The sequence below is a fragment of the Shinella sp. WSC3-e genome, assembly GCF_945994535.1.
GTDB classification, from domain to species: Bacteria; Pseudomonadota; Alphaproteobacteria; order Rhizobiales; family Rhizobiaceae; genus Shinella; species Shinella yambaruensis.
In genome coordinates this window covers 207,637-231,675 of record NZ_OZ000531.1, presented here as the reverse complement: position 1 = coordinate 231,675, position 24,039 = coordinate 207,637, and the positions used below count along the sequence as shown (strand labels likewise).

The window sequence follows — 24,039 nt, the reverse complement described above, 5'->3', positions numbered from 1 at the left end:
TCCCCGGAAAGGCGTCCGGACCGTTACCAGCCGCGCTTCTTCAGCCGTTCCAGATCGCTGCTCACCTTGGCGAGCGCGTCGGCGGCGGTTTCCTTGCCGCTCAGCACGTTGTGCACGCCGTTGAAGATGCGCTGCGAGACGCGGTTGTAGGAGGCGCCCGTGACCTGCGACGGCCGCGAGGCGCTTTCCGCATAGGCCTTCTCGGCAAAACGCAGCGAGGGATTCTTCTCGATGATCTCCGCGTCCTGGTAGAGCGCCTTCAGCGTCGGGCTGTAGCCCTGCAAGGCGCGGCGTTTCTGCTCGCTGGCGCTGGTGAGGTACTGCACGAGGCTGACGGCGGCATCGACATCGTCGGCATATTTCGACACGCCGAGAAGGCCGGCGCCGTAGCAGCCGCTCGATTTCTCGCCTTCCGCCCCGACCGGCAGCGCCATCACGCCGACCTTGCCGAGCAGCGAGGAGCCCTCCGCCTGGCTGGTTCCCCAGACATAACCCCAGTTGCGGTGGAAGATGGAGTTGCCGGCCTCGAAGACGCCGCGCGAGCCTTCCTCGTCATAGTTGAGCACGCCTTCCGGGCTGATGCCGCCGATCCAGGTGCGGGCGAGTTCCAGCGCCTCGACGGCCTTCGGATTGTTCGCGGTGATCTCGCCGTCCGGCGAGATGAAGGTGCCGCCGCCATAGGAGGCGACCCATTCGAGCGCATCGCAGGTCAGCCCCTCATAGGCGCGGCCCTGCCAGACATAGCCCCACATGTCCTTGTTGCCGGCGGCGCGTTCCTGTTCCTGGATGGACTTTGCCGTCTCGGTCAGTTCCGCCCAGGTCTTCGGTTCGGCCTTGCCGTATTTTTCAAGCAGGTCCTTGCGGTAGAACATCAGGCCGGCATCGACGAACCAGGGCATGGCGAGCAGCTTGCCCTCGATGGTGCTGTCGGCGAGCGCCGCCTCGAAATGCGCCGAAAGCTCCTCCGCCGGGACCTTCTCCTTGAGGTCGACGAGGTGGGCGGCGAGCGCGCCGACCCAGATGTTGTCGAGCGTCAGCACGTCGATGTCGCCCGACTTGCCGGCGAGAAGCTGCTGGTAGAGCGGCAGGGCCTCGCCCCAGTTCGCCGGCATCTTGTTGATCTTGACCGTATTGCCGGTCTCCTTCGCCCAGGCCTCGGAGGCCGACTGGCAAAGCTCGAGCTCGGCGCCGGCCGAGCTGCAGAAGATCGACACTTCCGCCGCTGTTGCAGAGCCACCCCACAGGACGGCGCCGACCAGCGCCGTCGTTCTCAGAAATCCATCCAGCTGCACCGTGTTTCCTCCCACACTGCGTTGAGCACGGAAAATTACTATACCGTCTGGTCGGTAAAGTAAAGCGGGCGAAAAGTCCTTTGGACGGCGATGGTGAATAACGGAGCGAGTGCCGCGGCGAGGGCTCTTGCGGCCCCGTGGAGCTGGCTGCGCAGGCGCGTGGCGATCCCTTTCCACCATGCCGGCGATCTGCCCGGCGGGTACGCTTCAGGGGTGGAAAAGTCCCCCACGCCGGCCGGCCGGCGTGGGGTGCGGGAAGGGGGATTGCGGAAGCACAGGCTCCGCCCTCCCTTCGGTCCTTCAGGCTGGTGCTCAATCGTCGTCGGAAGACGAGTTCGACGAGGAGTTGGAGGAGGAGTTCGACGACGAGTTCGAACTCGAATTGCTGGAAGAGTTCGACGAGCTGTTCGAGTTGGAATTGCTCGACGAGTTGGAGCTCGAATTCGAGTTGGAATTCCGCGAGGAATTCGACGAGCTGTTGGAGTTGCGGTTGGAATTCCAGCTGCCCCGGCGGTCATCGTCCCGGTCGCGGCTGGAGCGGACATGGCTCGCCTTGCTGCTGCGCACCATCTTCTGCAGGAAGCGGTGGACCGGGTCGTCGGCGACGGCCGGCGCCGGCGCGGCGGCACCGGCCACGAGCAGGGCACCGAGGATTGCGATGAGTTTCTTCATGGCATGTCTCCTTTGAATGACAGCCTTGCCGGCTGCACAGGAGGAACGGTGGGCCAGGACATCTATTCCATGAAAAATGAGTTATTTTTCAATGCTATAGCGCACCATTCAAACCCATGCGGCTTCGCCGCCGCTGCGCGCGGCAGCGGCGGTGGGAAGAGCGGTCGCCCCCTTCGGTCCTATCGCTGGGCGCGCGCGAACTTGCGATACCAGCCGTCGGCGGCGAGCGTCTTGCGCAGGATCGTCTTGCGGACGACCCCTTCCGCCTCGCGTTCGGCGCGGATGTCGGCGTCGAGGTCTGACGTCTCGCGGCGGAAGGGGATGACCTGCACGAGGGGCGTGCCGCGCTCCAGCACATGCAGGCCGTTCTCGCCGGTGGCGAAGAACGGAAAGTGGATTTCCGACTGGTAGGTGTCGGTATCGACGACGCCCGAAACGACCTCGAAGACGCCGTTCGGCCGGTTGAGCGGCGGCACGAAGAGGCAGCTCCAGCCGGGCGGCGTGCGGATGGTCCAGTAGTTGTGGAACTTGCAGGGCGGCAGGGGCTCGCGCGGATTGCCGGCGACCTGGTGGCTGGCATGGTTGCTGACCAGCGTGCGATCGAAATCCCAGCCGCAATCCACGGTCCTCCCGCCGTCGGAGATCTCCATGCGCACGGTGCCGGCAAGCCCGATGACCCAGCCTGCCGCCATGGCGTCGAGGAAGGGCATGCAGCGTTTTACCGTCAGGCCGCTGTTGTTCGGCGAGACATGGGCGGCATCGACGGGCGGCAGCTTGCGGAACCAGTCGGGCAGGGCCGTCTTGGCGCGCACGGGGGCGGGGATGACGCCCTCGTCCTCCTTGCGGCAGAGGAAGGTCAACCGGGGCTGCGGCTTCTTCAGAAGGGCGAGTGGCATCGCTGTTCTCCTCATCGTTCGATGGGGGAGGAACGGCGCCGGGCGCGGTCTATTCCCGGCATCTCGAAAAATGTAGGGACATGCCGTCGCCCGGCCGCGGCCTTCAGTCGGCGGTGGCGGGAGCGATCCGGTAGAGATGGACCGGCTTGCGCGGTGCGCGCCGGATGAGGCCCTTCGCCTCGAGGTCGAGCTGCACGGCCTTCATCCACCAGCCCGCCTTCTGCCGTTCCGGAAAGTCCGTTTCCGAGAGGAAGGGCAGGAGGGCCGCCTGGGCCTCGGCCACGGTCATGCCGGGCGCGGTGTGCGGCAGGGCGGCGAGCAGCGCCTTGCGCATCGCCGTGTATTTCGTGCGGTCCACCCGCTCCGTGCGGCCGGGAATGTTGACGTTCTCGATTTCGATCTTCTCAGGCATCGATGGTTCCTCCCACGGTGATTTTCGGATTGCGGAAGCCCATGGCGATCCATGCCGCCAGAAGCCTGGCATAGAAGGCGACGGTATGGGTCTTGAGGTTCGGCATGTCGGCCGGCAGGCCGGAGGGGTCGGCAAGGTCGCCGGTCATCGTGCGGAACGCCGCCTTCGGCCGTATCTCCTCCGGCCACAGATGCAGGTAGAGGCTCAGCCAGTGCGCGCCCTTCATCTCCAGGAAAACCGGCGTGTTGCAGCAGGCCGCGATCACCCGGCGCGAGCCGGCGGTGGAGGAGAGGCGGAATTCCCGGAGGTTTTCAGCGCCGGAGAGGATCTCCACCCGGTCCTTGCGGTACTCCGCCGTGGGCGTCGCTTGATAGGCGGTCAGGGTGTTTCTCGCGCCGGGAAGGGCGGCGAGCCTGCCGGCGGCGGCCCGGCAACTGTTGCACAGGCATTCGGAAACGAGGATCGGGCTTCCCCGCAGTTCAAGGCGCGTCTGTCCGCAGGCGCAGCCGATCCGGGTCGTTCTCATCATGTGCGTCATCCTCCATGGCGTTGAACAGGTGTCGTATGTATCGCTCCAGGTGATCGAGGCTTTCGCGCGCGAGCACAGGGTCGTTGCCGGCCTTGGCGAGGACGAAACCGCCCTGCAGGACAGCCTGCATGTGCCGCGCCAGGCTCTCGGCGGACCAGTCCGCCGTGATGCCGCGTTCCCGCCGCGCCGTCTCGATATCGGCCTCCAGCGTCGCCGTATGGCCGAAGATGCTGCGGCCGCAGGCATCGCGAATGTCGGGCGCGCTCGCATGGATTTCCTGCGCCATCGTTCCGACGAGGCAGGTGAAATCCTTCAGCGCGCCCGTGATGATCGCCTTGCGGAAGGCGACATAGGCAAGGATCCGGGCCAACGCGTCGTCCGGTGCATGATAGGGCGCGGCGGCGAAGTAGGCCGTCGTCGTCTCCGCCCAGAACTCGGCCACCGCCACGCCAAGCGCCTCCTTGCTGGCGAAGTGATGGAAGAAGGCGCCCTTGGTGACATCGGCGGCCTTGCAGAGATCCTCGACGCTGGTTGCGGCAAAACCCTTCTCACGGATGATGTCGCGCGCCGCCTCCAGGAGCCGGGTTCGTGCGTTGCCGCGTTCGGGTGCGTGTTTGGTTGGTCGGGGCATGTCGTTAACATACCATACGGTCGGTATGTGTCAATAGTAGATTGATATCAACCCATGTGATGTTCCGCACGCCCTTTTCGAATGGCGCGCAATCACATGGGAAGCCGCCCTCTGCCTGCGGGCGTCTCCTCCGCCAGCGGTCCGGCTATCAATCAGTCTTTTGACGTCAAGGATGCCCCGCAGGCTGAGCCCTCCTCATGGGAGCAGGCCATCGAGATAGGAAATCGTTGCCCCATCTTCCTTCTCCCCCGCGGGGAGAAGGGGCCGGCAGGCGGATGAGGGGGAGGTCGGAAGCGCGGACGATCCGGCGGAGCCACCCCCTCATCCGACCCTCCGGGCCACCTTCTCCCCGCGGGGGAGAAGGGAGAACGGCAACGTCGAATTCTCTTGCCATAGGGGACGGGAAGGGCGATGGCCTTCTGCACACCGGGCCCGAAAGGGACGTCAGCAGGTCCCTCGTTTCAGGGGGAAAGCGCCTTGCGCTCCTCCTCGGCGGACAGCGGCGCGCCGGCCTGGATGGAGGCGAGGTAGGCGTCGACGGTCTCCTGCGCGGAGGCGGGCACATAGCCTTCGGCCAGCGGCGTCGTCAGCGCGAGCCGCGTCGTCCAGGCGCCGTCCTGGCGGCAGGCGACGGTCTGCGTGCTGCTTGCCGGCTGCGTCAGCCGGTATTCCCGGCAGAGCTCGCCCCGCTCGTCGCGGAAGGTGGCGACGACATGCAGCACGGCGGTGCCGAGCGTCACATCCCGGCCGGACGCCTCGCGGTCGAGGGCGGCGGCGATTTCTGCGCCGGCATCGGTGACGGATGGCCCCATGCGTCCGAGCGTGAAGCCGACGACGCCGGTGACCAATGCCACGAGGCTTGCCGCGATCGGCATGAGCCAGCGCCGTGCCGCCGCCCGGCCGGCCTCCGGCTGCGGCCTTGCGGGGAAGGAGACGACATTGTCCTGCGGCGGCGCCGTCTTCTCCCCGGCCTCCTGCACCATGCGGCGCACCGAGGCGGCGAGCGCTTCGGGCACCGGTTCGCCGATCAGCGGCTTGAGGGCATCGCCGACCAGCCGGCGGCTGTCGAGGAAGACGGCGAGCCGTTCGGCGAGGGCCTCGTCGTCGGCGAGCGCTTCTTCCAGCGCGAGGCTCCGCGCCTCGTCCAGTTCGCCGTCGGCGAAGGCCATCAATGTTTCGTCGTCGAATGCCTGTTTGCTCATAGAACGCCGCCTTTCGTATCGGACGAACGCCCTTCGCCGAAACTTATTCCCGTGAGCTCCATCAAATTTTTCCGGGCGCGGGCAAGGCGGCTCATCACCGTGCCGATCGGAATGGCCAGCACGTCGGCGGCATCGCGGTAGCTCATGTCCTCGACGCAGACCAGGACCAGCACTTCACGCTGCTCTGTCGGCAGCCTCTGCAGGGCGGCGGTCACCCCGGCGAGATCCATCCGCGCATGAGCGGCCGCCTCGCCCGACGGCACGGAGACGTCGCGGGCCTCATCGATGTCGTCGTGCGGGCCGGCGGTCTTCTGGCGGCGCAGGTGGTCGATCCACAGGTTGCGCAGGATGCGGAACATCCAGGCGTCGAAGCGGCTGTCGGGCGCGAAGCTGTCAGCCGCGAGGATCGCCCGCTCGCAGGCCGCCTGCACCAGGTCGTCGGCCAGCTCCCGCGACCGGCAGAGCGAGATCGCGAAGCGTCTGAGGTTCGGCAGGAAGGCCACAAGCCGTTCCGGTACCGTCGGCATGGTGTTCGTCATGGGATTTCTTTGGCATGCCATGGAATAAGCTGTCGAGTCGAACGTATGCCAGGAAGGACAATCAACGGAAGGCCGCACCCGACGGACGGCCGCCGCCACGGGAGACGGACCATGCCGAGCCGCCTTGCAGACAGAACCAAGCGCCTTTCCCTCCTCCTTTCCCTCGCCATGGCGGGGCTCGTCGCGCTGCCCGCGCCGCAGGGTGGTTTGTCGCCCGGCATGGCCGTGGCCCTCGCCGATGACGACGACGGAGGCGATGACGATGACGACGACGACCGCGGCGGCAGTCGCGGGCGGGGCGGAGACGATCGCCGTGCAGACCCGCAGCGCATCCTGCGCCCGCTGTTCCGCCAGTCGACCCGCGCGGTGCGCCGTGCGCCCGTGCGCCGCGCGGTCGCGGTGCCGGAGCAGGCGCCGAACGAGATCGTCGCCGCTGGCCTTGACGAAAACGCCCTTGCCGGCCTGACGCAGGACGGCTTCGTCATCGACGGCCGCGTCGAGGTCGCGCTCGTCGGCGGCGAAATGGTCCGCCTCATCGTGCCGCAGGGCCTGACGCTCGAGGCGGCACGCGCGGCCGTTTCGGCCCGCAGCGCCTCGGCGACGGTGGATTTCAACCATTTCTACCAGCCGCAGGCCGCGGACAAGGCCGTCTGCAGGGGCGAAAGCTGCACCCTGGTGCGCCATATGGTCGGCTGGCCGACCGGGGGCGACGGCAGCGGCATGGCCTGCCTGAAGCCGCAGCGCATCGGCCTCATCGATACGGCGATCAACGCCGACCATGCGGTTCTGGCGCGGGCGCGGCTGGAGGTGCTGAGCCTCGGCGACGAGAAGGACGCGGCATCGGGCGAGCAGCACGGCACGGCGGTCGCCGCCCTTCTGGTCGGCGCGCCCGGCAGCCGCGTGCCGGGCCTCCTGCCGGAGGCAGAGGTCGTCGCCGTCGATGCCTTCCAGCGTTTCCGCAAGACCGCCGACATCGCCAATGTCTACGACCTCGTCCGCGCACTCGACCTCTTGGTTCGGCGCGATATCCGGGTCGTCAACCTGAGCCTCACGGGCCCGGCCAACGCGGTGCTGGAGCGGGCCGTGGCGGCCGCCGCCGGGCGGGGAACGATCCTGGTCGCGGCTGCCGGCAATGACGGACCGAATGCCGAGCCGGTCTATCCCGCCGCCTATGACGACGTGATCGCCGTGACGGCGGTCGACAAGGCCCGCAATCCCTATCGCCGTGCGGTGCGGGGCGATCACATCGACATCGCCGCGCCCGGTGTCGGCGTGTGGACGGCGGCGTCGATTTCCGGTGCGCGGCAGAAGACCGGCACCTCGTTCGCCGCCCCCTTCGTCACGGCCGCCGTGTCCGTGCTCCTCTCCGCCAGGCCCGACCTTTCGCCGGATGCGCTCAAGGCGGAGCTGATGAGATCCGCCGAGGACATCGGCAAGCCCGGCAAGGATGCGGTCTACGGCTGGGGGCTGCTCAACGCCCGTGCGCTTTGCGGGACCTAGGGCAGGCCCGGTGAAATCCCGGAATTGCTCTTGATCCTTGTTTCTACTGCGTTATCCGGTGCCGTTTCGGCTGGGAATGCGCTACTTCGCTCCGTCGAAGACGAGCGGCGGGCAATGCAGGTAGCGGGCGACCTTGCGCTTGGCGGCGATATCGGCCCAGACCAGCTCGACGTCGCTTGCCTCGAGGCCCGTCGCCGCGGCGATCTCCACCGGCGGCACGGCGTTCTCCAGCCCGTAGAGGCAGATGTCCATCTTGTCGTAGGGCAGGGCGAAGTAGAATTCCTCCTGCGTCTGCGGCAGGGAATAGGTGTCGGTGGTGGGCGGGCGCGAGAGGATGTCGGCCGGCACGCCGAGATGGGCGGCAAGCTGGAAGACCTGCGACTTGTAGAGATGGGCGATCGGCTTGATGTCGGCGGCGCCGTCGCCGTTCTTGACGAAGAAGCCCTGGTCGTATTCCAGCCGGTTCGGCGTGCCGAGCACGGCGAAGTTCAGCCGGTCGGCATGGTAGTATTCGAGCTGCTTGCGGGTGCGCTGCTTCATGTTGGTCGCCGCGACGATGCCGAGATAGGCTCCGGCCGAAAGCCGCACCTTGCGCATCGCGCCGTCCGGCGAACGCACGACGAGCGAGGAAATGTTGTAGCCGCCCGTCGTCATCGGGTTGTCGAAGACGATCTTGGAGGCCCAGCCGGCCTCGTATTCCGGCACGGCCTCGCGGATGAAGGCGTCGCGGCGCTCGTAGCAGCCCATGGCGGCAAGCGACGGGCCGATATCCTCCACGATGCCCTCTATGCCGAAGGTCTCGGCGACGCTGCGCCCGAGGCGCAGGCTTTCCGGGTCGGAGTCGTTTTCCGGCATGAAGAGGGCGAAGACGTTCTTCGCGCCGAGTGCCTTGACGGCGAGCGCCGCGCAGAGGCTGGAATCGATGCCGCCGGAAAGGCCGAGCACCAGGCCGCGCTTGCGCAGGTCGAGGCGCAGCCGGTCGCGCATCCAGCCGGTGATGCGCTCCACCTCCGCGGCGGGATCGAGCACGAGCGGGGCGAAGGAGGGCGTGTGGGGCTTCGGCGTGGTCATGCGGGCGATCCTGTATCTTGGCCGGACGTGCCGGCGGGGTCGGCGGCAAGCCGGCGGCTTGCCTTGCCGGAATCGGTCCTGGGGAGAAAATCCCGGAATTCGACCTGCCTGGGGACCATATGGTCCTCCAGATGGCGGGCGCAGAAACGCAGCACGTCCCGTTCGGTAAGGGCCGGGTCCGAGGCGACGATCACGGCCTTGACGGCCTGTCCGAGCACTTCATGGGGAACGCCGGCGACGAGCGCTTCCGCCACGCCCGGCATGCGGCAGAGCACGTCCTCCACGGCCTTGGGCGCGACCTTCTCGCCGCGCGACTTGATGATGTCGTCCATGCGGGAGACGAAGGTGAGATAGCCGTCCGCATCCGCGGTGAAGAGATCGCCGGTATGGAGGCGCAGGCCCCCCGTGTGCGGATCGGGCCGCAGCGCGCGGCGCGTCGCGGCCTCGTTCTGCCAGTAGCCGCGCATGACATGCGGCCCGCTGATCACCAATTCGCCGGTCATGCCGGGCACCACCGGCTCGCCCGCCTCGTCGACGACCTCGGCCCGCCCGCCCGGTATGCTTATGCCGACCGAACCGCGCCGGGCGTCCACCTCGCCCGGCGGCAGCCAGCTGGCGCGGGTGCATTCGGTCTGGCCGTACATGGAATAGAGCTTTACCTGCGGCAGGAAGGCGCGCAGCCAGTCGAGATGGGGAAGCGGCAGGGGCGCGGCGGCGCTGGTGATGTAGCGCAGGCTCGCAAAGAGCGAGGCGTCGAGGTCGCGCGCCTGCATCATCATGGCCGCCATGGCCGGCACGAGCGGAAAGCCGGTGACACGCTCGTCGCGGATCTTCTCGAAGATCGCCTGCGGAAAGGCGAAGGACTTTTCGATGACCAGCGTCGCACCGCAGCGCATGGCGGTGACGAGCTGGTTGAGCCCGTAGCCGAAGGACATGGGCAGCACGACGAGGATCGTGTCGGCTTCGGTGTTTTCGAGATAGCCGGTGATCGCGCGGGCGGCGGCGTCCACGTTCTCATGGGCGAGCATCACGCCCTTCGGTTCGCCCGTCGAGCCCGACGTGTAGATCAGCGCGGCAAGGTCGGTATCGGGCAGGGGCCCGGCTTTGAGCGGTGCTGCATCGAGCGCGGCCTCGAAGCTGCCGCCTGTCACGATGCGTGGTGTGGTGGCGAGCTCGATCATCTCATCGAGCAGCCGTTCGAGGCGGCTCTCCACGAAGACCAGCCCAGGGGTGCAGTCGCGCACGATCTGCGCGAGCCGCGCGCTCCTGGTCGCCGGGTTGACGGGGCAGATGACGGCGCCGGCGATCCAGGCGGCGAAGACGGCGACGGCGGCCTGCCAGCCATTGTCGAGGAAGACGAGAACGCGGTCGCCGCGCCTGACGCCGCGCATGCGCAGCGTGGTTGCCATGCGGGCGGCGAGGTCGTGGAAGCGCGCGTAGCTCAGCCGCACCTCGCCCGAGACGATCGCCGTCCGGGCGCCGTCGCGGGCTGTGCTGTCCTCAAGATATCGCTCGATCCGCATGGCCGGCCCGCTGTCAGGCCGCCTGCTTGCGGGTGATGAAGCCGGCGATGCGTTCGATCGTGTCGAGATTGGCCGGCACGATGTCCGCGTCAGCGACCTGGACGTCGAAGCGTTCTTCAAGAAAGCCGACGAGTTCGAGGATGCCGGTGGAATCGACGAGGTCGTTGTCGATCAGTGACAGGTCGGCGGGCAGCGGGTGGCTGTTGTCGCCGAACAGGAAGTTTTCCACGATGAAGGTACGAATGGCGGCTTTGGTCTCGTCGGACATGGTCAGCTTATCCCGATGCTGGATGCAGGTTCTGTGGATCGTGCGGCGCCGGTGCCGCGCAGGAGCTGGGTCGACAGGATGCCGATGAAGGCCGCGTTGTCGCGGAAGCCGGAGACCTGCCCCCTGATGACCTTCTCCTTCAGCTTGCTGACGGCCTGGACGTTGAACAGTCCGCTCCCGGCGAGCCGGTCCGGCGACAGCACCGTGTCGAAATAGGCGGGTGTCTGCGGGGCGGCGAAGCTCTCGCTGTCCGGCGCGCGGTAGGGCTGCTTCGGGCGCTCGATGATGGCCGCCGGCACGAGGCCGCGGGCGGCTTCCTTGAGGATATGCTTCTCTCTAAGGCCGAGCAGCTTGGCATCCGGCGCAAGGCCGGCGGCGAAGGAGACGACCCGGTGGTCGAGGAACGGGAAGCGCCCCTCCACGGCATTGGCCATCATCACCCGGTCGCCCTGGCTGGAGAGGATGTAGCCCGGCAGCAGGAAGGCGGTTTCAAGATATTGCGCCTGGTGCAGCGGATGCCAGCGGCGGAAATCGGCCGGCAATTGCGCTGCAAGGTCCTCGGCGGCGTCGTAGTCGCCGAGCGCCTCCTTGAGGCCGGCGGAGAAGAACAGTTTTGCCGCCGCCGTGGAGCGGAAGCGCGGGCGGTGGGAATAGAGCGGATCGTCAAGGGCTTCCGAGCCGAAGGCGAAGAAGCGCGCGAGATATTCCGGCGTCTGCTGCTTGAGGCCGGGAAGATAGGGATAGAGCCGCTGGAAGAGGCGGGAACGGTGGACGGAGCCCGGCTGCCGGCCGCAGAAGCGCCGGACGCGCGCCTCGCGGAAAAGGTCGTAGCCGGCAAAGATCTCGTCTGCGCCCTCGCCGGTCAGCACCACCTTCATGCCGCGCGCGCGCACCCTTCCGGCGAGCAGGTGCAGCGGCACGGGCGCGGTGCGCAGGATCGGCCGCTCGATATGGCCCATCACCGCGGGCAGATGGCGGGCGATCGCCTCCGTCGTGCATTCGACGCTGTCGGCCTGCGCATCGAGCGTTGCTGCCATCTGCCGCTGCCAGGCGCTTTCGTCATGCTCCTCGCTGCGGAAGGTCAGGGAGAAGGTCCGCAGGCCGCGCGTCACGGTGCGTGCGGCAAGCGCGGCGACGACCGAGGAATCGATGCCGCCGGAGAGATAGGCGCCGACGGGCACGTCCGCGCGCAGGCGAAGACGGGTCGCATCGGCGAGCAGGGCGCGCAGTTCCTCGACCCGGCTCTCGAACCGGCCGGCCGGCTCGGCGTCGCCCCGGTCGGGGAAGGAGAGCTGCCACCAGGGACGGACCGTCCGGCGACCGTCCTCGACGGTCATCACGTGGCCCGGCGGCAGTTCGAAGATGTTGCGGTAGGCGGTGCGCGGCGGGATCGGGCACCAGAGCGTGAAGATCTGGTCGAGCGAGACGGGGTCGATCTCGGCCACCATGCCGGGCAGGGCCAGCAGCGCGCCGATCTCGGAGGCGAAGAACAGGGCGCCCTCGTGCTGGGTGTAGAACAGCGGGCGCACACCCATCCGGTCGCGGGCAAGCACCAGCCGGCGGTTCCTGGCATCGTGCAGGGCAAAGGCGAAGTCGCCGTTGAAATCCTCCAGGCAGGCGGCGCCCTTTTCCGCGAAGGCCGCAAGCAGCACCTCGGTGTCCGATGTGGTGCGGAACCTGTGGCCGCGGGCCGCCAGGTCGTCGCGCAGCTCCACATAGTTGAAGATTTCGCCGTTGAAGGTGAGAGCGAGCGCCCCGTCCGCCGTCGCCATCGGCTGGGCGCCGTCGGCAAGGCCGACGATGGAGAGGCGGGTATGGGCAAGGCCCGCATCGCCGCGCACCAGGATGCCTTCGCCGTCCGGTCCGCGATGGCGGAGCGCGTCGACCATGCGGCGCAGATGGTCCGCCGCCCGTTCCGGTGCGATGTTTCCCCCGCAATATCCGGCGATCCCGCACATGGCCTTATCCGAACCGATCGCCGATGAGGCGGGTCCAGCCTTCGCCGGCAAGACCGTTGAGGAATGCCCGGCCGCTGGTCAGCGCCTCCAGCAGCGCGGGATTGCGCGAGTGCACGATGGTCGAGGACGTATGCAGGAAGGCGCACTTCTTGCCGATCATCGCCTGCAGCAGGGCGGGTTGCGTGCGCCCGCGAATGCCGACGAGACCGCGGGCATGGGCGTTGCGTATCAGGCAGTCGATGACGATGGCCTCCTGGCCGGGCTCGGCCATGATCTGCACCGTGCGGCCGATGCCGCCGGGATCGCCGTAGTAGAGGTAGAGGCCGATCGCCTTGCCGGACCGCGTCTTGACGGCATGCTGGATGCGCTCGCCGTGCAGCGCCTTGCGGGTGGCGTGCCCGAGCATGGTCTCCAGCATCGGTGTCTCCCATGCGGGGCGCAGCGGGAAATGGCGTACGAACTGGCGGCACAGATGGGCAAATTCGGTATCGCTCACCGCGTCGACGACGAAGGCGTCGGCCTTGCCGGCAAGCGGCGCGTAGTGCGACCAGCTCTGCTTCCCACCGCGTCGGCAGAGAAGCGCGTCGATGGGCCGGGTCATGGGGCTGAGCAGCCTCAAGGCGGACAGGCGCCCGGCGGCGGCTTCCAGCGCGAAGGCGGAGGGTCTTATCACACGCAGCCATTCGAGGCTGTAGGGGCCGAGGACGGTGGCGCGCGTCGTGCGCCACATGTCCGTCGAAACATCGTTCGAGGTCTCGGTGAAGGACAGGTCCTGCGGGCCGGAGAGCACGTCGCGCAGCAGGCGCGCACCGGCGAAGGGGTCGCCATCGCGGTCGTCACAGGCGAAGGTGCCGCAATTGGCGGCCTTCAGGCGCCGCCCCTCGAATTCCATCTCCACCGGCAGCACGCCGAGGAAGCCCGAAACGCTGCCATCCGCGCGGACATGCACGCGCGAGCGCAAATCCGGTTCGGCGGCGGGAAAATCGATGAAGAGGGTGCGGAGATAGGTTTTCAGGTCGTCGCTTGGCGGCTGGGCGCTCTTTCGCAGAAGGCGCTGGAACAGGTCCGCGACCGCATCCACATCCCCCGCTTCAAATGAACGCACGCTCGACATCGACACCCATCCGGCCCCTGTCCCATTCCGGGCCTCGTCCCCGCTTTGCTTACGCGAGGAGCGTGAAGAAAAGGTCAAGAAGGCCTTGCGGCGCGACGGCGTGGGGCGAGGAGGGGCCGCGAGACGAAGCGGACCCTCCATGGCGTGGCTACATGGCGTGTCCGCCGGCATAGCCGAGGCTGACCGCCGCCATCCAGACGGCCATGGCGATCATCATCAGGTTCTCCGTCAGCGAGATGAAGCCGAGGGGGACGTTGCTGGAGCCGCCGACGCAGGCGCATTTCAGCGCGCGCTTCTCGATATAGACCGCCTTGAAGACCGAGACGGCGCCGACCGTGCCGATGAAGAGGGCGACCGGGATCGACAGCCCGTTGAGCGCGCCCGCCACCATGAGGATGCCGGCAAGGCCCTCGGCATAGGGATAGATGTAGCTGTAGGGCACCCAGCGCTTGGCGAGCAGGTCGTAGTTGAGGAACATGGTCGCGAAGCTCTCGACATTCTGCAGCTTCAGCATGGCGAGCGCGACCATCGAGAAGGCGATGAACCATTCCGCCGCCCTGACGGTGAAGGGCGTGCCGCTGACGGCATGGCTTGCGGCCATCGCCATCAGCGCCGTGAGCGCGAAGAGCACGACGACCGGGCGGTAGGTGGTCGCCTTCGGGGCCGCGACGGGCTCGCCGAGATAACGCCTCAGGTCGTCGTAGCCGCCGACGCGCACGCCGTCGATGAAGACCTGCGGGGTGGTGGGAACGTCGTGTTTCGCCTTGAAGGCGTCGGTCTCCGCGCGGCTCGTCAGGTGACGGTCGTCGACCGCGTAGCCCGAGCGGCGGAGCAGGTCCTTCGCCTTCAGCCCGTAGGGGCAGATGTGGCCCGGCATCACCATGCGGTAGAGGATGGCCGTGCGGCCGGCCTGATTGTTTCTGTCCAACATCTCACGTCTCCTGTCTTGTGAAATCGTTGGCGGGACTATAAGTTCCGTACCATGGTACGGAGTCAAGCGCCCGACGACCTGACGATCGGAAAACTCGCGGCGGCGGGCAATGTCGGCGTGGAGACCGTGCGCTTCTACCAGCGCAGGGGATTGCTCGCGACGCCAAGGCGCCTCGACGGCATCCGCCGATACGGGCCGGCCGACGTCAGCCGCCTGCGGTTCATCCGCCAGGCGCAGGCCGCCGGCTTCACGCTGGAGGAGATCCGCCAGCTTCTCGCGCTCGATTCCGGCGAGGACCGGGCGGCGGTGCGTCTTCTGGCGACGAAGCGGCTGGCCGAGCTCGAGGCCCGGATGGCGGAGCTGCAGGAGGCGCGCCTGTCGCTGCAAAGGCTCGTTTCGGAATGCGCGGTCGGCAAGACCGGCCCCTGTCCCATCCTGAAATCCTTCAAGGCCTGAACAGCCGGCCGCACGGCCCATCGGCTCGATCGCGGCCTTCCGCCGTCCGCTCGGCGGTATTTCCCTATTGTTTTTCCTCGATTTTCTCTTGCCGGCGGCGGCTTCAGCGGGGCACGCACTCCTTTGCCCGAAAATGGGCGCCTGGAAAATTTGTAACATCTATTGACGATATTATAACGTATGTATACGTTACAAACAGCGCTGGACGAAGCGGCGCATTCGGAGGAGAATCCATGAAAACCAGGACTTTGCTGACGGGCCTGTCAGCGATGACGCTTGCCCTTTCCCTGTCGACGGCTGCCGTGGCGAAGGACAGCTACCGTGTCGCCGTGATCCGCTGGGAGCCCAACGACATCTATTTCAACGGCGTACAGCTCGGTCAGGAGATCGAGAAGAAGCGCATCGAGGAAAAGGACGGCGTGAAGATCGAATTCACGGTGTTCGGCGCCAATGACGTGAGCGCGCAGCGCAATGCGCTCGACGCGCAGATCGCCCGCGGCGTCGATGGCGTGCTCCTGGTTCCCTGGCGCGGCGAGGCGATGATCAAGGTCGTCGAGGACCTGGCCGCCAAGAACGTCCCGGTCGTCGTGACGAACGCCTTCGTGCCGAAGTCCAAGTCGACCTTCGTCGCCTTCGACAACGAGACGGCCGGCCGCAAGGGCGGCGAGGCGATCGTGAACTGGCTCGACAAGAACCGGGGCGAGGACTGGCGCAAGCAGGACGGCGTGATCATCGAGCTGCGCTGCATCATCACCGCGTCCTTCGATATCGGCCGCAGCGCCGGCTATCACGCGGCCTTCGATCCGATCGTCAAGGACAACCCGAACATCAAGGTCGAATCCCACGAGGCGGGCTGCGACGGCTCCAAGGCCCGCAAGGTCGTCGACGACATGATCTCGCGCTACGGCAAGGACAAGATCCTCGCGGTCGCCAGCATCGATGGCACGATGGGCATCGGCGGCGCCATCCCGGCCTTCGGGGCGCAGGGCATGCTGAAGAAGTCGGACGACCCGGCGCATATCCCGGTCGCGACGATCGACGGCACCCAGCCGGAACTCGCCGCCGTGGAGAAGGGCGATCTCACCCACGTCTCCGTGCAGCCGGCGACGGGCGAGGGCATCGTCTCCATGCGCCTGCTCTACGACATGATGAAGAGCGGCAAGCTCCTCGACAAGTCGGCTTCCGCCAGTACCTTCCCCATCGAGGGCGAGGAGCTCTGGGCGCCGGTCGAGATCGTGCCGTCCGACGCCTTCGACGGCGACTGGTACAAGATCCAGGCCTATTCCGTGCCGGAGGACGTGCCGGCGGCCGACGCCCGCAACTGGGCGAACCAGATGAAGGCCGCCAACTGATCGACGGGCGGCGGCATATCCGCCGCCGCCTTCTTTCCCGCCGTGAGCAAGACCATGATCCAATCCGCCGCCCTTCCGGCGACCGAGGCGCCGTCCTATCGCCTTGCCGGGCTGACCAAGACCTTCCCGGGCCTTACCGCCGTCGCGGATGTCGATCTTTCCGTGCGCCGCGGGGAGATCCACGGCATCATCGGCCGCAACGGCGCCGGCAAGTCGGTGCTGATGAGCCTGATTTCCGGCGCGCAGCAGGCGACGTCGGGCACAATCGAAATCGGCGGCGAGAGCGTCGCCATTGCCGACTACGATCCCGTGCGCGCCCACGGGCTCGGCGTCTCGCTGGTGCCGCAGGAGCCGAAATTCGCGCCGCGCCTGTCCGTCGTCGACAATATGTTCATGGGCCAGCCGCTGACCCGCAGCTTCGGCTTCCTCCGCCGTGCCGACATGCGGCGCAAGGCCGTCGAGGTCGCCGGGGCGGTCGGGCTCATCGTCGACCCGGACGCGCTGATGCTGACGCTGCCCATCGAAAGCCAGCAATTGCTCGCCTTCGGCAAGGCGCAGTTCATCGACGAGGCGAAGGTCATCCTGCTCGACGAGATCACCGCGTCGCTGTCGCGCGAGCGCAAGACCATGCTGCTGTCGCTGCTGCGCGATCTCGTGCGTCGCCATCCCGACCGGTCCTACACGCTGATCTCGCACCACGTTTCCGAGATCATGGAATTCTGCGATCGCGTCACCGTCATGCGCGATGCCCGCGCCGTCGCCACGCTCGATGTCGCCGCGACCACCGGCGCGGAGCTTGCCAACTGGATCGTCGGCGACATTCCCGTGATGAGCCTCGACGGCCTGTCGCGCGCCGTGCCGGAAGGACAATCCCGCCCGATCGCCCGCATTTCCGGCCTCACCCGCCGCGGCGTCTTCGAGGACCTCACGCTGTCGCTCGGCACGGGCGATGTCATCGGTTTTGCCGGGCTCGACGGTTCCGGCAAGGACGAGGCGGCCGAAGCCCTGTTCGGCCTCGGCAAGCTCGACGCCGGCACCTTCGAGATGGAGGGCAAGGTCCTGCATCTCGCATCGCCCGGCGAGGCGATGAAGCACCGCATCGCGCTTCTGCCGAAACACCGTGAGCGCCAGGCCGTCATCCAGGGCCGCTCGATTGCCGAGAACACGCTGATCTCCAGCTATCGCCGGTTCTCCACGGCGCTCGGCCTGATCGACAGCCGCCGCGCCCGCCAGGTGACCGCCGACAAGATCGTGGAGTTCAAGGTCAAGGCCAAGGGGCCGGAGATCGGCATGAGCGGCCTTTCCGGCGGCAACAAGCAGAAGGTGCTGATCGCGCGCCTGACGCTGAACGCGCCGCGCCTTCTCATCCTCAACGAGCCGACGCGCGGCGTCGACCTTGCGACGAAACCCGAAATCCTCAAGGCGATCCGCACCGACCTGTCGCGCGACAGCGCGGTGATCGTGCTGACGGAGAGCGAGGAGGAGATGATCACGGTCTGTGACCGCATCTATGTCTTCTTCCGCGGCCGCATCATCGCCGTCCTCAAACGCGGCGAGGAGAATTTCACCGTCTCCGCGCTCTACAAGACCATCCAAGGAGTTTGAACGATGTCCAGCACAGTCCGGCTGTTCTCTCGTCTGATGGAGCGCCACCTCATCTGGGTGCTGCTCGCCGTTCTCGTCGCCGTCGGGCTCACCGTTCCGGGCTTCGCCTCGCTGCAGAACATCACCAACGTGCTCTGGGCCGCCGCTCCCCTCGGCTGCATGGTGCTCGGCCTCTTCCTCGTCCTGCTCATCAAGGAGGTCGATCTCTCTCTGGAATCGAGCTTCGCCTTCGCCCCGGCCGTCGCCATCGTGGCGATGACGGTCTGGGCGCCGGATGTGGTCCATCCCGTGCTTGCCGTCATCCTGACGCCCGTCGTCGGCCTGCTGGTCGGCCTTGCGGCGGGCGCCTTCGCGGTGAACCTGCGTGTCAATGCCTTCCTCGTGACGCTCGCGACGCTGCTTGTCATGCGCGGCGCCGTCGTCTTCCTCATTCCCGAGGGCGTCTATTACCTGCCGGCCGAATACACCTATCTCGGCGAGGCCCGCTGGTTCGGCATTCCCGTGGCGATCTTCGTCTGGCTCGTGCTCTACGGCGTCGCCTATATCTTCATGGAGCGCCATCGCATCGGCAAGGAGATCTACGCCATCGGCAACAACGAGGAAGCCGCCTTCCTCGCCGGCGTGAAGGTGCACCGCACCAAGATCCTCTGCTTCGGCATTGCCGGTCTTGCCGCCGCGATCGGCGGTCTCCTGGAAGTCGGTCGCCTGCAATCGGTCGTCGCCGATCTCGGCGAGGGGGATATCCTCATGGTCTTCGCCGGCACCATTCTCGGCGGCACCAGCCTCAATGGCGGGATCGGGCGGCTTTCCGGCGTGTTCGGCGCGGTCATCGTCATCGCCATCATCGAGAACCTGATGAACCTCACCGGCATCGAGCCCTCGATCCGCCAGATGGTCTTCGGTTGCGTGCTGCTCGTCGCGATCTATCTTGCCAGCCTGCAGGACCGTTTCGCCCTGCGTGCAAGCCGGAACTGACGGGAGAGAGAACCATGGCGCTGCTTCTGGGCATCGATAACGGCCTGACGGTCACCAAGGCGGTGATTTTCGAGCAGGACGGCACGCCGATCGCCGTCGCGCGGCGGCGGGTGCCGCAGTCCTTCCCCGAGCCGCGCCATGTCGAGCGCGACATGGCGGGCCTGTGGACCGCAACCGCCGAGGCGATCCGCGAGGCGATCGAAAGGAGCGGCCGGCCGGCGGCTGACATCAAGGCCGTCGCGGCGACCGCCCATGGCGACGGCCTCTACCTGCTCGACCGCGACAAGCGTCCGCTCGGTGCCGGCATCCTCTCGCTCGACAGCCGCGCCGGCGCGATCGTCGACGCATGGGAGAAGGACGGCGTGGCGCAGCGCGCGCTGGACCTGACCGGCCAGACCGCCCACGCCTCCGCGCCCTCGGCCCTGCTCGCCCATATCCGGCAGCACGAGCCGGAGCGCTACGGCGCCATCGGCCATGTCTTCACCTGCAAGGACTGGCTGCGCTTCTGCCTGACCGGCGTCGTCGGCACGGATCTGACCGAGGCGAGCACGAGCTTCACCAATGTGCGCACGCAGGCCTTCGACAAGGCGGCGCTGGAGGTCTTCGGCCTCGGCGACCTCTGGCCGGCCCTTCCGCCCGTCGCCCGACCGGACGAGATCATCGGCACGGTGACGCGCGACGCGGCGGCAGCGACCGGCCTCGTCGAGGGTACGCCCGTTGCCGCGGGCCTGCACGACGTGACGGCCTCGGCCCTCGGCATCGGCGGCCACGCGCCGGGCCTGCTTGCCGTCGTCGCCGGCACCTATTCGATCAACGAACTGGTCACCGAGGAGCCGATGGCCGATCCGCGCTGGTTCTGCCGCAACGGCATCCGCAAGGGCTGGTGGAACGCCATGGCGATCTCTCCGGCCTCCACCGCGAACTATGACTGGTTCCTCGACAATTTCTGCCGTGACCTGGCGGAGAAGGCCGAAAGCGAGGCGAGCGACATTCACGCGCTGCTGCGGCCGGAACTCGACCGCGCGCTGGAAAAGCCCTCGGACATCGTCTTCCATCCCTTCCTCTTCGGCTCGCCCTTCGGCAGCGGCGCGAGCGCCGGCTTCTTCGGCGTGCACGGCTGGCACGAGCGGGGCGACCTCCTGAAGGCCGTGCTGGAAGGCATCGTCTTCAACCACAAGCTCCATATCGACGACCTCCTGTCGCGCGTGCCGGTGGAGCGCATGCGCATCAGCGGCGGCGGCGCGCGCAGCCCGGTTCTGGCGCAGATGTTCGCCGATGCGACGGGGCTCGCCGTCGATGTCTCCTCCGCCGACGAGGCTGCTGCCTGGGGGGCGGCGCTCGTCGCCGGCGCCGCGGTCGGGCTCTATGCGAGCCCGGAAGCCGGCGCGGCGACGACGACCCGCATCCTGCGTTCCTACCGGCCGGATACGGCGCGCAGCGCCCGGCTTGCCGAGCGCTACAATCTCTATAGACAGCTTGCGGACGGGATGGCGCCGCACTGGCGGGCCATCGAGGATCTCGCAAGACGGTCAAGGGGAGTGGACGGATGAAGGCGGACGCACGGCGCGAGGAGATCGCCGACTACATCACGCGGGCCGGCCAGGCGCGCATCGAGGATCTCGTCGAGCATTTCGGCGTGTCACGCATGACCATCCATCGGCATATCGACGCGCTCGCCCAGCAGGGCGTGCTGCGCAAGCTGCACGGCATGGTCACCGTCCAGCCCTCCGGCCTCTACGAGAGCACGTTCCGCTACCGCGAGACGGTCGGCAAGGCGGAGAAGGAGGCGCTCGCCCGCGCCGCCATGGCCTATGTCGAGGCCGGGCAGGCGGTGATGCTGGATGATTCCTCGACGGCCTGCGCGCTCGCGGACCTCCTGCCGGAAGCCCGTCCGCTCACGGTCATCACCAACAGCTACATCTCGGCCGGCAAGCTGATCGAGGCCGAGGAGGTGGAGCTGATCAGCCTCGGCGGCAAGTACCACCGCAACTACAACGCCTATATCGGCATCACCTGCGAGAAGGCGGTGGCAAGCCTTCGGGCGACCGTCCTCTTCTGTTCCGCCTCCGCAATCGACGGCGTGACGGCCTTCATCCAGGACGCGCAGGTCACCAAGGTCAAGCAGGCGATGATGGCCTCGTCGAGCCGCAAGATCCTGCTCGTCGATTCCTCGAAATTCGGCAAGGTCGCCCTCAACGTCCTGAGCGACCTCACCGCCTTCGACGTCGTTCTGACGACGGACCGGGTCGGCGAAGCGGACAGGGCACGCCTGAAGGAAGCCGGCGTCAATCTCGAAATCGTGAAAATGGGCAAGAGTACATGAATGCGAACGCGGCAGGCGCCGCCGCCTTTCCCGGCGGCATGGGCGAACGAATGGCGGCGATGGAGGCGCGCGGCACGCTCGACGTGCTCATCGTCGGGGCGGGCGTCAACGGTGCGGGCCTTTTCCGCGACCTCACGGCCCAGGGGCTGGACTGCCTGCTGATCGAGAAGAACGATTACGCAGCCGGCACCAGCGCCGCGCCTTCCCGCCTCATCCATGGCGGGCTGAAATATCTCGAGACGGGCGAATTCCGTCTCGTCGCGCAGTCGACGCTGGAGCGCAACCTGCTGCTCGCCAACGCGCCGCATTACGTCAAGCCGCTGCCGACGCTGATCCCGATCTTCTCCTGGACGAAGGGCATCGGCGCGGCGCTGCGCACGCTGTTCGGCTCGAAGAGCGCCCCGCGCAGCCGCGGCGCGCTGCTCGTCAAGATCGGCCTGATGCTCTACGATTTCTACGGTGCGCGCCACCGCGTCATGCCGCGGCATTCGACGGCGAGCCGGGCCGCCTCGCTGCGCGACCTGCCGGCGCTGACGCCCGACATCGTGGCGACGGGCACCTATTACGACGCCACCGTCACCCATCCCGAGCGCCTGATCCTCGAACTCGTGCGCGACGGCCTTGCCGACAGCCCGCGATCCGCCGCCCTCAACCATGTCCGGCTGGAACGCGCTGATGGTGGTGCTCTGACGGTGAGAAGCCTTGCCGGCGAGGCGGCTGCGGCCGTGCGGCCGAAGATCGTCGTCAATGCGGCCGGCCCCTGGATCGACGAGGTGAATGCCATTCTCGGCGCGCCCTCGCGCATGATCGGCGGCACCAAGGGCTCGCATATCCTGCTCGACCATCCGGACCTGCTGAAGGAATTGAAGGGCCGGATGATCTATTTCGAGGCGGATGACGGGCGCATCTGCCTTGTCTTCGAATATCTCGGCCGCGCCCTTGCCGGCTCCACCGATATCAAGGCGGCCAATCCCGACACGGTGCGTTGCGAGCCAGACGAGGTGGAATACCTCCTCGAAAGCCTGCGCAGGCTCCTGCCGAAGCTTCGCTTCTCCCGCGAACAGATCGTCTATGTCTATAGCGGCATCCGCCCGTTGCCGGCCTCCGATGCGAAGGACCCGGGCCTCATCACCCGCGACCATGCGACGCCGGTCCTCGAACCCGTCGCCGGCCGGCCCTATCCGGTCTATTCGCTCGTCGGCGGCAAGTGGACGACCTTCCGCGGCTATGCGGAAGAGGTGGCGGACATGCTGCTGAAGCGCCTGTCCGCGACCCGCAAGGTGTCCACGCGCGACCTCGCCATCGGCGGCGGGCGCGATTACCCGAAGACCGAGGCGGCAAGGCAGGCGTGGATTGCCGATCTTGCGCGGGAAACCGGGCTTGCGGAAAAGCGTATCGGCGAGCTCTTCGCCCACTACGGCACGGCGGCGCGGGTCGTTGCGGCGCATGTCGCGGCGTTTCCGGCCGACGCGCCGCTTCCCGACGCTGCGGACTACAGCACCGGCGAGATGGACTACGTGCTGCGGCACGAGCAGGTCGGTTCCCTCGCGGACCTTGCCTTCCGCCGCACGACGCTGGCCGTGACCGGCCGCCTGACGGCCCGGCTGGTCGAGGCGCTCGCCCTCCAGGCGGGCGAGACGCTCGGCTGGGATGCGGCCCGCCGCGCCGCTGAAATCGCCGCCGTCCGCGAGCGGCTGAAGACCTTCCATGGAGTCGACCTGACATGATCCCCAAGAGCTACGACGAGAAGATGGCGCGCATCCGTGCCGGCGCCTACCGATCGGGTGACTTCATCTTCGTCGACGCCAAGGATGCCGACATTTCCGGCGGCATCCTGACGACGGGTTTTCGCCGCGGCGCCGACGGGTCGGCCGCCGGCAGCCGCACGCGCCGGGAATTCCTGGCCGAGATGGAAACCCTCGTGGCGGAAAGGGCCGTCGACGTCATGCTGGGATCGGCAGGCAACATCGAGCGGCTGGTCGAGGGCGGCATCTTCGCGGAAAGCACCGTGACGCCGGCCTTCCGCGCCAACGAGACGACCGACGTCTGGCTCAACATCCGCGGCGGCCGCTACCGCGAGACACCGGCCCAGCCCTATCGCGGCGCCGATCTTCTGCGCGCGCGGGCCGACCTCTGCCTGTTCTCGATGACCTTCAACAACGACGCCGCCTCGGACGTCGCCATGCTGGAGGCCTACCGCGCCTTCCGCATCGAGGCGCGCGCTGCCGGAAAGCGTCATTTCCTCGAAGTGTTCAACCCGAATGCCGCGACCGGCTTCGGGGTCGCGGGGACCGGCGCCTTCGTCAACGACTGCATCGTGCGGGCGCTGGCGAGCCTCACGCGCGCCGAGCGGCCGGAATTCCTGAAGATCGTCTATAACGGCCGCCGTGCGCTGGAGGAACTGGTCGCCCATGACGACACGGTCGTCGTCGGCGTGATGGGCGGGGCGAGCGGCACGCATCGCGATGCGATGGAAATGGTCGCCCGCGCCGAGGCGAGCGGCGCCCGCCTTGCCATCTTCGGCCGCAAGATCAACCTTGCCGAACACCAGCTGTCGCTGACGACATGGATGCGCGCCGTCGCGGACCGAAACGTGACGCCGGCGGAAGCCGTGCGCGGCTATCACGGCGACCTGCAGCGGCTCGGCCTGAAGCCGGACCGCGCGCTCGATCTCGACAACACGATCACCGATGCGGCCCTGAGAGAAGACGGCACCCCGTAGCCGCCGGGCAGAATCGATCGAAATGCATTTCGCCCCGGCTTGCCGGGGCGAAAGCGTTTTCAGGCTCC

23 protein-coding genes are annotated in these 24,039 nt (G+C 67.4%); 9 read left to right on the top strand and 14 right to left on the bottom strand.

All coding sequences use genetic code 11. The annotated features are described in order from the left end of the window. Positions 1-23: 23 nt before the first annotated feature. The 8 genes from AABF56_RS24255 to AABF56_RS24220 form a co-directional block, all read right to left on the bottom strand. A complete protein-coding gene (locus AABF56_RS24255) occupies positions 24-1,286 on the bottom strand; it encodes an ABC transporter substrate-binding protein (RefSeq protein WP_443021186.1) in 1,263 nt (420 codons plus the stop codon). 318 nt (positions 1,287-1,604) lie between these two features. Beyond that, the gene (locus AABF56_RS24250) at positions 1,605-1,964 is read right to left on the bottom strand and encodes a hypothetical protein (RefSeq protein ID WP_272807856.1); all 360 of its coding nucleotides are present in this window, start codon (positions 1,962-1,964) and stop codon (positions 1,605-1,607) included. A 179-nt stretch (positions 1,965-2,143) separates the two neighbouring features. Beyond that, positions 2,144-2,860: a DUF6065 family protein gene (locus AABF56_RS24245; protein WP_272807857.1), complete on the bottom strand. Its 717-nt coding sequence runs from the start codon at positions 2,858-2,860 to the stop codon at positions 2,144-2,146. A 103-nt stretch (positions 2,861-2,963) separates the two neighbouring features. Then, a complete protein-coding gene (locus AABF56_RS24240; RefSeq protein WP_272807858.1) occupies positions 2,964-3,272 on the bottom strand; it encodes a DUF6958 family protein in 309 nt (102 codons plus the stop codon). After that, on the bottom strand, positions 3,265-3,801 hold the full coding sequence (locus AABF56_RS24235) for a GFA family protein (RefSeq protein WP_272807859.1): 537 nt from the start codon (positions 3,799-3,801) through the stop codon (positions 3,265-3,267). The genes AABF56_RS24240 and AABF56_RS24235 overlap by 8 nt, the downstream gene beginning before the upstream one ends. Then, positions 3,752-4,432 (bottom strand): TetR/AcrR family transcriptional regulator, encoded by a 681-nt coding sequence (locus tag AABF56_RS24230; RefSeq protein WP_272807860.1) that lies wholly within the window; start codon positions 4,430-4,432, stop codon positions 3,752-3,754. Before AABF56_RS24230 ends, AABF56_RS24235 begins: the two co-directional genes overlap by 50 nt. Before the next feature lie 461 nt (positions 4,433-4,893). After that, positions 4,894-5,634 carry an anti-sigma factor family protein gene (locus AABF56_RS24225; protein ID WP_272807861.1) on the bottom strand — a complete coding sequence of 247 codons (741 nt, stop codon included), beginning with the start codon at positions 5,632-5,634 and terminating at the stop codon, positions 4,894-4,896. Next, positions 5,631-6,173 carry an RNA polymerase sigma factor gene (locus AABF56_RS24220; protein ID WP_272807862.1) on the bottom strand — a complete coding sequence of 181 codons (543 nt, stop codon included), beginning with the start codon at positions 6,171-6,173 and terminating at the stop codon, positions 5,631-5,633. Before AABF56_RS24220 ends, AABF56_RS24225 begins: the two co-directional genes overlap by 4 nt. 381 nt (positions 6,174-6,554) lie before the next feature. Here AABF56_RS24220 and AABF56_RS24215 point away from each other — a divergent pair, with 381 nt between their 5' ends. Further along, a complete protein-coding gene (locus tag AABF56_RS24215) occupies positions 6,555-7,673 on the top strand; it encodes a S8 family serine peptidase (protein WP_432349331.1) in 1,119 nt (372 codons plus the stop codon). An 81-nt stretch (positions 7,674-7,754) separates the two neighbouring features. On the opposite strand, the gene nadE is transcribed toward AABF56_RS24215, so the two are convergent. From nadE to AABF56_RS24185, 6 genes are all read right to left on the bottom strand, one after another. Continuing rightward, positions 7,755-8,744, bottom strand: a complete 990-nt coding sequence (gene nadE / locus AABF56_RS24210; RefSeq protein ID WP_272807864.1) for an NAD(+) synthase — start codon at positions 8,742-8,744, stop codon at positions 7,755-7,757. Continuing rightward, positions 8,741-10,267, bottom strand: coding sequence for a class I adenylate-forming enzyme family protein (locus AABF56_RS24205; RefSeq protein WP_272807865.1), 1,527 nt, complete (start codon positions 10,265-10,267; stop codon positions 8,741-8,743). The genes nadE and AABF56_RS24205 overlap by 4 nt, the downstream gene beginning before the upstream one ends. A 13-nt stretch (positions 10,268-10,280) precedes the next feature. Beyond that, on the bottom strand, positions 10,281-10,535 hold the full coding sequence (locus tag AABF56_RS24200) for an acyl carrier protein (RefSeq protein ID WP_272807866.1): 255 nt from the start codon (positions 10,533-10,535) through the stop codon (positions 10,281-10,283). A 2-nt stretch (positions 10,536-10,537) separates the two neighbouring features. After that, positions 10,538-12,493 (bottom strand): asparagine synthase (glutamine-hydrolyzing), encoded by a 1,956-nt coding sequence (gene asnB / locus AABF56_RS24195; RefSeq protein ID WP_272807867.1) that lies wholly within the window; start codon positions 12,491-12,493, stop codon positions 10,538-10,540. 4 nt (positions 12,494-12,497) lie between these two features. Beyond that, complete coding sequence (locus AABF56_RS24190; RefSeq protein WP_272807868.1) at positions 12,498-13,607, bottom strand: hypothetical protein; 1,110 nt, start codon at positions 13,605-13,607, stop codon at positions 12,498-12,500. A 148-nt stretch (positions 13,608-13,755) separates the two neighbouring features. Continuing rightward, on the bottom strand, positions 13,756-14,538 hold the full coding sequence (locus AABF56_RS24185) for a glutaredoxin family protein (RefSeq protein WP_272807869.1): 783 nt from the start codon (positions 14,536-14,538) through the stop codon (positions 13,756-13,758). Between the two features lie 51 nt (positions 14,539-14,589). On the opposite strand from AABF56_RS24185, the gene AABF56_RS24180 reads away from it, so the two are divergent. The 8 genes from AABF56_RS24180 to AABF56_RS24145 all read left to right on the top strand — a co-directional run bounded on the left by AABF56_RS24180 (position 14,590) and on the right by AABF56_RS24145 (position 23,971). Beyond that, the gene (locus AABF56_RS24180) at positions 14,590-14,994 is read left to right on the top strand and encodes a MerR family transcriptional regulator (RefSeq protein WP_244766522.1); all 405 of its coding nucleotides are present in this window, start codon (positions 14,590-14,592) and stop codon (positions 14,992-14,994) included. A gap of 233 nt (positions 14,995-15,227) precedes the next feature. Then, complete coding sequence (locus AABF56_RS24175) at positions 15,228-16,346, top strand: sugar ABC transporter substrate-binding protein (RefSeq protein WP_272807870.1); 1,119 nt, start codon at positions 15,228-15,230, stop codon at positions 16,344-16,346. A 54-nt stretch (positions 16,347-16,400) separates the two neighbouring features. Beyond that, positions 16,401-17,951 carry a sugar ABC transporter ATP-binding protein gene (locus tag AABF56_RS24170; RefSeq protein WP_272807871.1) on the top strand — a complete coding sequence of 517 codons (1,551 nt, stop codon included), beginning with the start codon at positions 16,401-16,403 and terminating at the stop codon, positions 17,949-17,951. Between the two features lie 3 nt (positions 17,952-17,954). Then, positions 17,955-18,926, top strand: a complete 972-nt coding sequence (locus AABF56_RS24165) for an ABC transporter permease (RefSeq protein ID WP_244766525.1) — start codon at positions 17,955-17,957, stop codon at positions 18,924-18,926. A 14-nt stretch (positions 18,927-18,940) separates the two neighbouring features. Further along, positions 18,941-20,476, top strand: coding sequence for an FGGY-family carbohydrate kinase (locus tag AABF56_RS24160; protein WP_272807872.1), 1,536 nt, complete (start codon positions 18,941-18,943; stop codon positions 20,474-20,476). Beyond that, positions 20,473-21,249: a DeoR/GlpR family DNA-binding transcription regulator gene (locus tag AABF56_RS24155; RefSeq protein ID WP_272807873.1), complete on the top strand. Its 777-nt coding sequence runs from the start codon at positions 20,473-20,475 to the stop codon at positions 21,247-21,249. The genes AABF56_RS24160 and AABF56_RS24155 overlap by 4 nt, the downstream gene beginning before the upstream one ends. Before the next feature lie 38 nt (positions 21,250-21,287). Continuing rightward, positions 21,288-22,976, top strand: coding sequence for a glycerol-3-phosphate dehydrogenase/oxidase (locus AABF56_RS24150; RefSeq protein ID WP_272808148.1), 1,689 nt, complete (start codon positions 21,288-21,290; stop codon positions 22,974-22,976). Then, positions 22,973-23,971 carry a hypothetical protein gene (locus tag AABF56_RS24145; protein WP_272807874.1) on the top strand — a complete coding sequence of 333 codons (999 nt, stop codon included), beginning with the start codon at positions 22,973-22,975 and terminating at the stop codon, positions 23,969-23,971. Before AABF56_RS24150 ends, AABF56_RS24145 begins: the two co-directional genes overlap by 4 nt. Positions 23,972-24,039 lie beyond the last annotated feature (68 nt).

Coding starts and splice junctions, on each gene's coding strand:
- AABF56_RS24200 (WP_272807866.1), bottom strand. CDS start 10,535: ATGTCCGACGAGACCAAAGCCGCCATTCGTACCTTCATCGTGGAAAAC.
- AABF56_RS24165 (WP_244766525.1), top strand. CDS start 17,955: ATGTCCAGCACAGTCCGGCTGTTCTCTCGTCTGATGGAGCGCCACCTC.
- AABF56_RS24205 (WP_272807865.1), bottom strand. CDS start 10,267: ATGCGGATCGAGCGATATCTTGAGGACAGCACAGCCCGCGACGGCGCC.
- AABF56_RS24155 (WP_272807873.1), top strand. CDS start 20,473: ATGAAGGCGGACGCACGGCGCGAGGAGATCGCCGACTACATCACGCGG.
- AABF56_RS24225 (WP_272807861.1), bottom strand. CDS start 5,634: ATGAGCAAACAGGCATTCGACGACGAAACATTGATGGCCTTCGCCGAC.
- AABF56_RS24180 (WP_244766522.1), top strand. CDS start 14,590: ATGGTACGGAGTCAAGCGCCCGACGACCTGACGATCGGAAAACTCGCG.
- AABF56_RS24240 (WP_272807858.1), bottom strand. CDS start 3,272: ATGCCTGAGAAGATCGAAATCGAGAACGTCAACATTCCCGGCCGCACG.
- AABF56_RS24190 (WP_272807868.1), bottom strand. CDS start 13,607: ATGTCGAGCGTGCGTTCATTTGAAGCGGGGGATGTGGATGCGGTCGCG.
- AABF56_RS24245 (WP_272807857.1), bottom strand. CDS start 2,860: ATGCCACTCGCCCTTCTGAAGAAGCCGCAGCCCCGGTTGACCTTCCTC.
- AABF56_RS24220 (WP_272807862.1), bottom strand. CDS start 6,173: ATGACGAACACCATGCCGACGGTACCGGAACGGCTTGTGGCCTTCCTG.
- AABF56_RS24175 (WP_272807870.1), top strand. CDS start 15,228: ATGAAAACCAGGACTTTGCTGACGGGCCTGTCAGCGATGACGCTTGCC.
- AABF56_RS24160 (WP_272807872.1), top strand. CDS start 18,941: ATGGCGCTGCTTCTGGGCATCGATAACGGCCTGACGGTCACCAAGGCG.
- AABF56_RS24170 (WP_272807871.1), top strand. CDS start 16,401: ATGATCCAATCCGCCGCCCTTCCGGCGACCGAGGCGCCGTCCTATCGC.
- AABF56_RS24230 (WP_272807860.1), bottom strand. CDS start 4,432: ATGCCCCGACCAACCAAACACGCACCCGAACGCGGCAACGCACGAACC.
- asnB (WP_272807867.1), bottom strand. CDS start 12,493: ATGTGCGGGATCGCCGGATATTGCGGGGGAAACATCGCACCGGAACGG.
- AABF56_RS24235 (WP_272807859.1), bottom strand. CDS start 3,801: ATGATGAGAACGACCCGGATCGGCTGCGCCTGCGGACAGACGCGCCTT.
- AABF56_RS24185 (WP_272807869.1), bottom strand. CDS start 14,538: ATGTTGGACAGAAACAATCAGGCCGGCCGCACGGCCATCCTCTACCGC.
- AABF56_RS24250 (WP_272807856.1), bottom strand. CDS start 1,964: ATGAAGAAACTCATCGCAATCCTCGGTGCCCTGCTCGTGGCCGGTGCC.
- nadE (WP_272807864.1), bottom strand. CDS start 8,744: ATGACCACGCCGAAGCCCCACACGCCCTCCTTCGCCCCGCTCGTGCTC.
- AABF56_RS24150 (WP_272808148.1), top strand. CDS start 21,288: ATGGGCGAACGAATGGCGGCGATGGAGGCGCGCGGCACGCTCGACGTG.
- AABF56_RS24145 (WP_272807874.1), top strand. CDS start 22,973: ATGATCCCCAAGAGCTACGACGAGAAGATGGCGCGCATCCGTGCCGGC.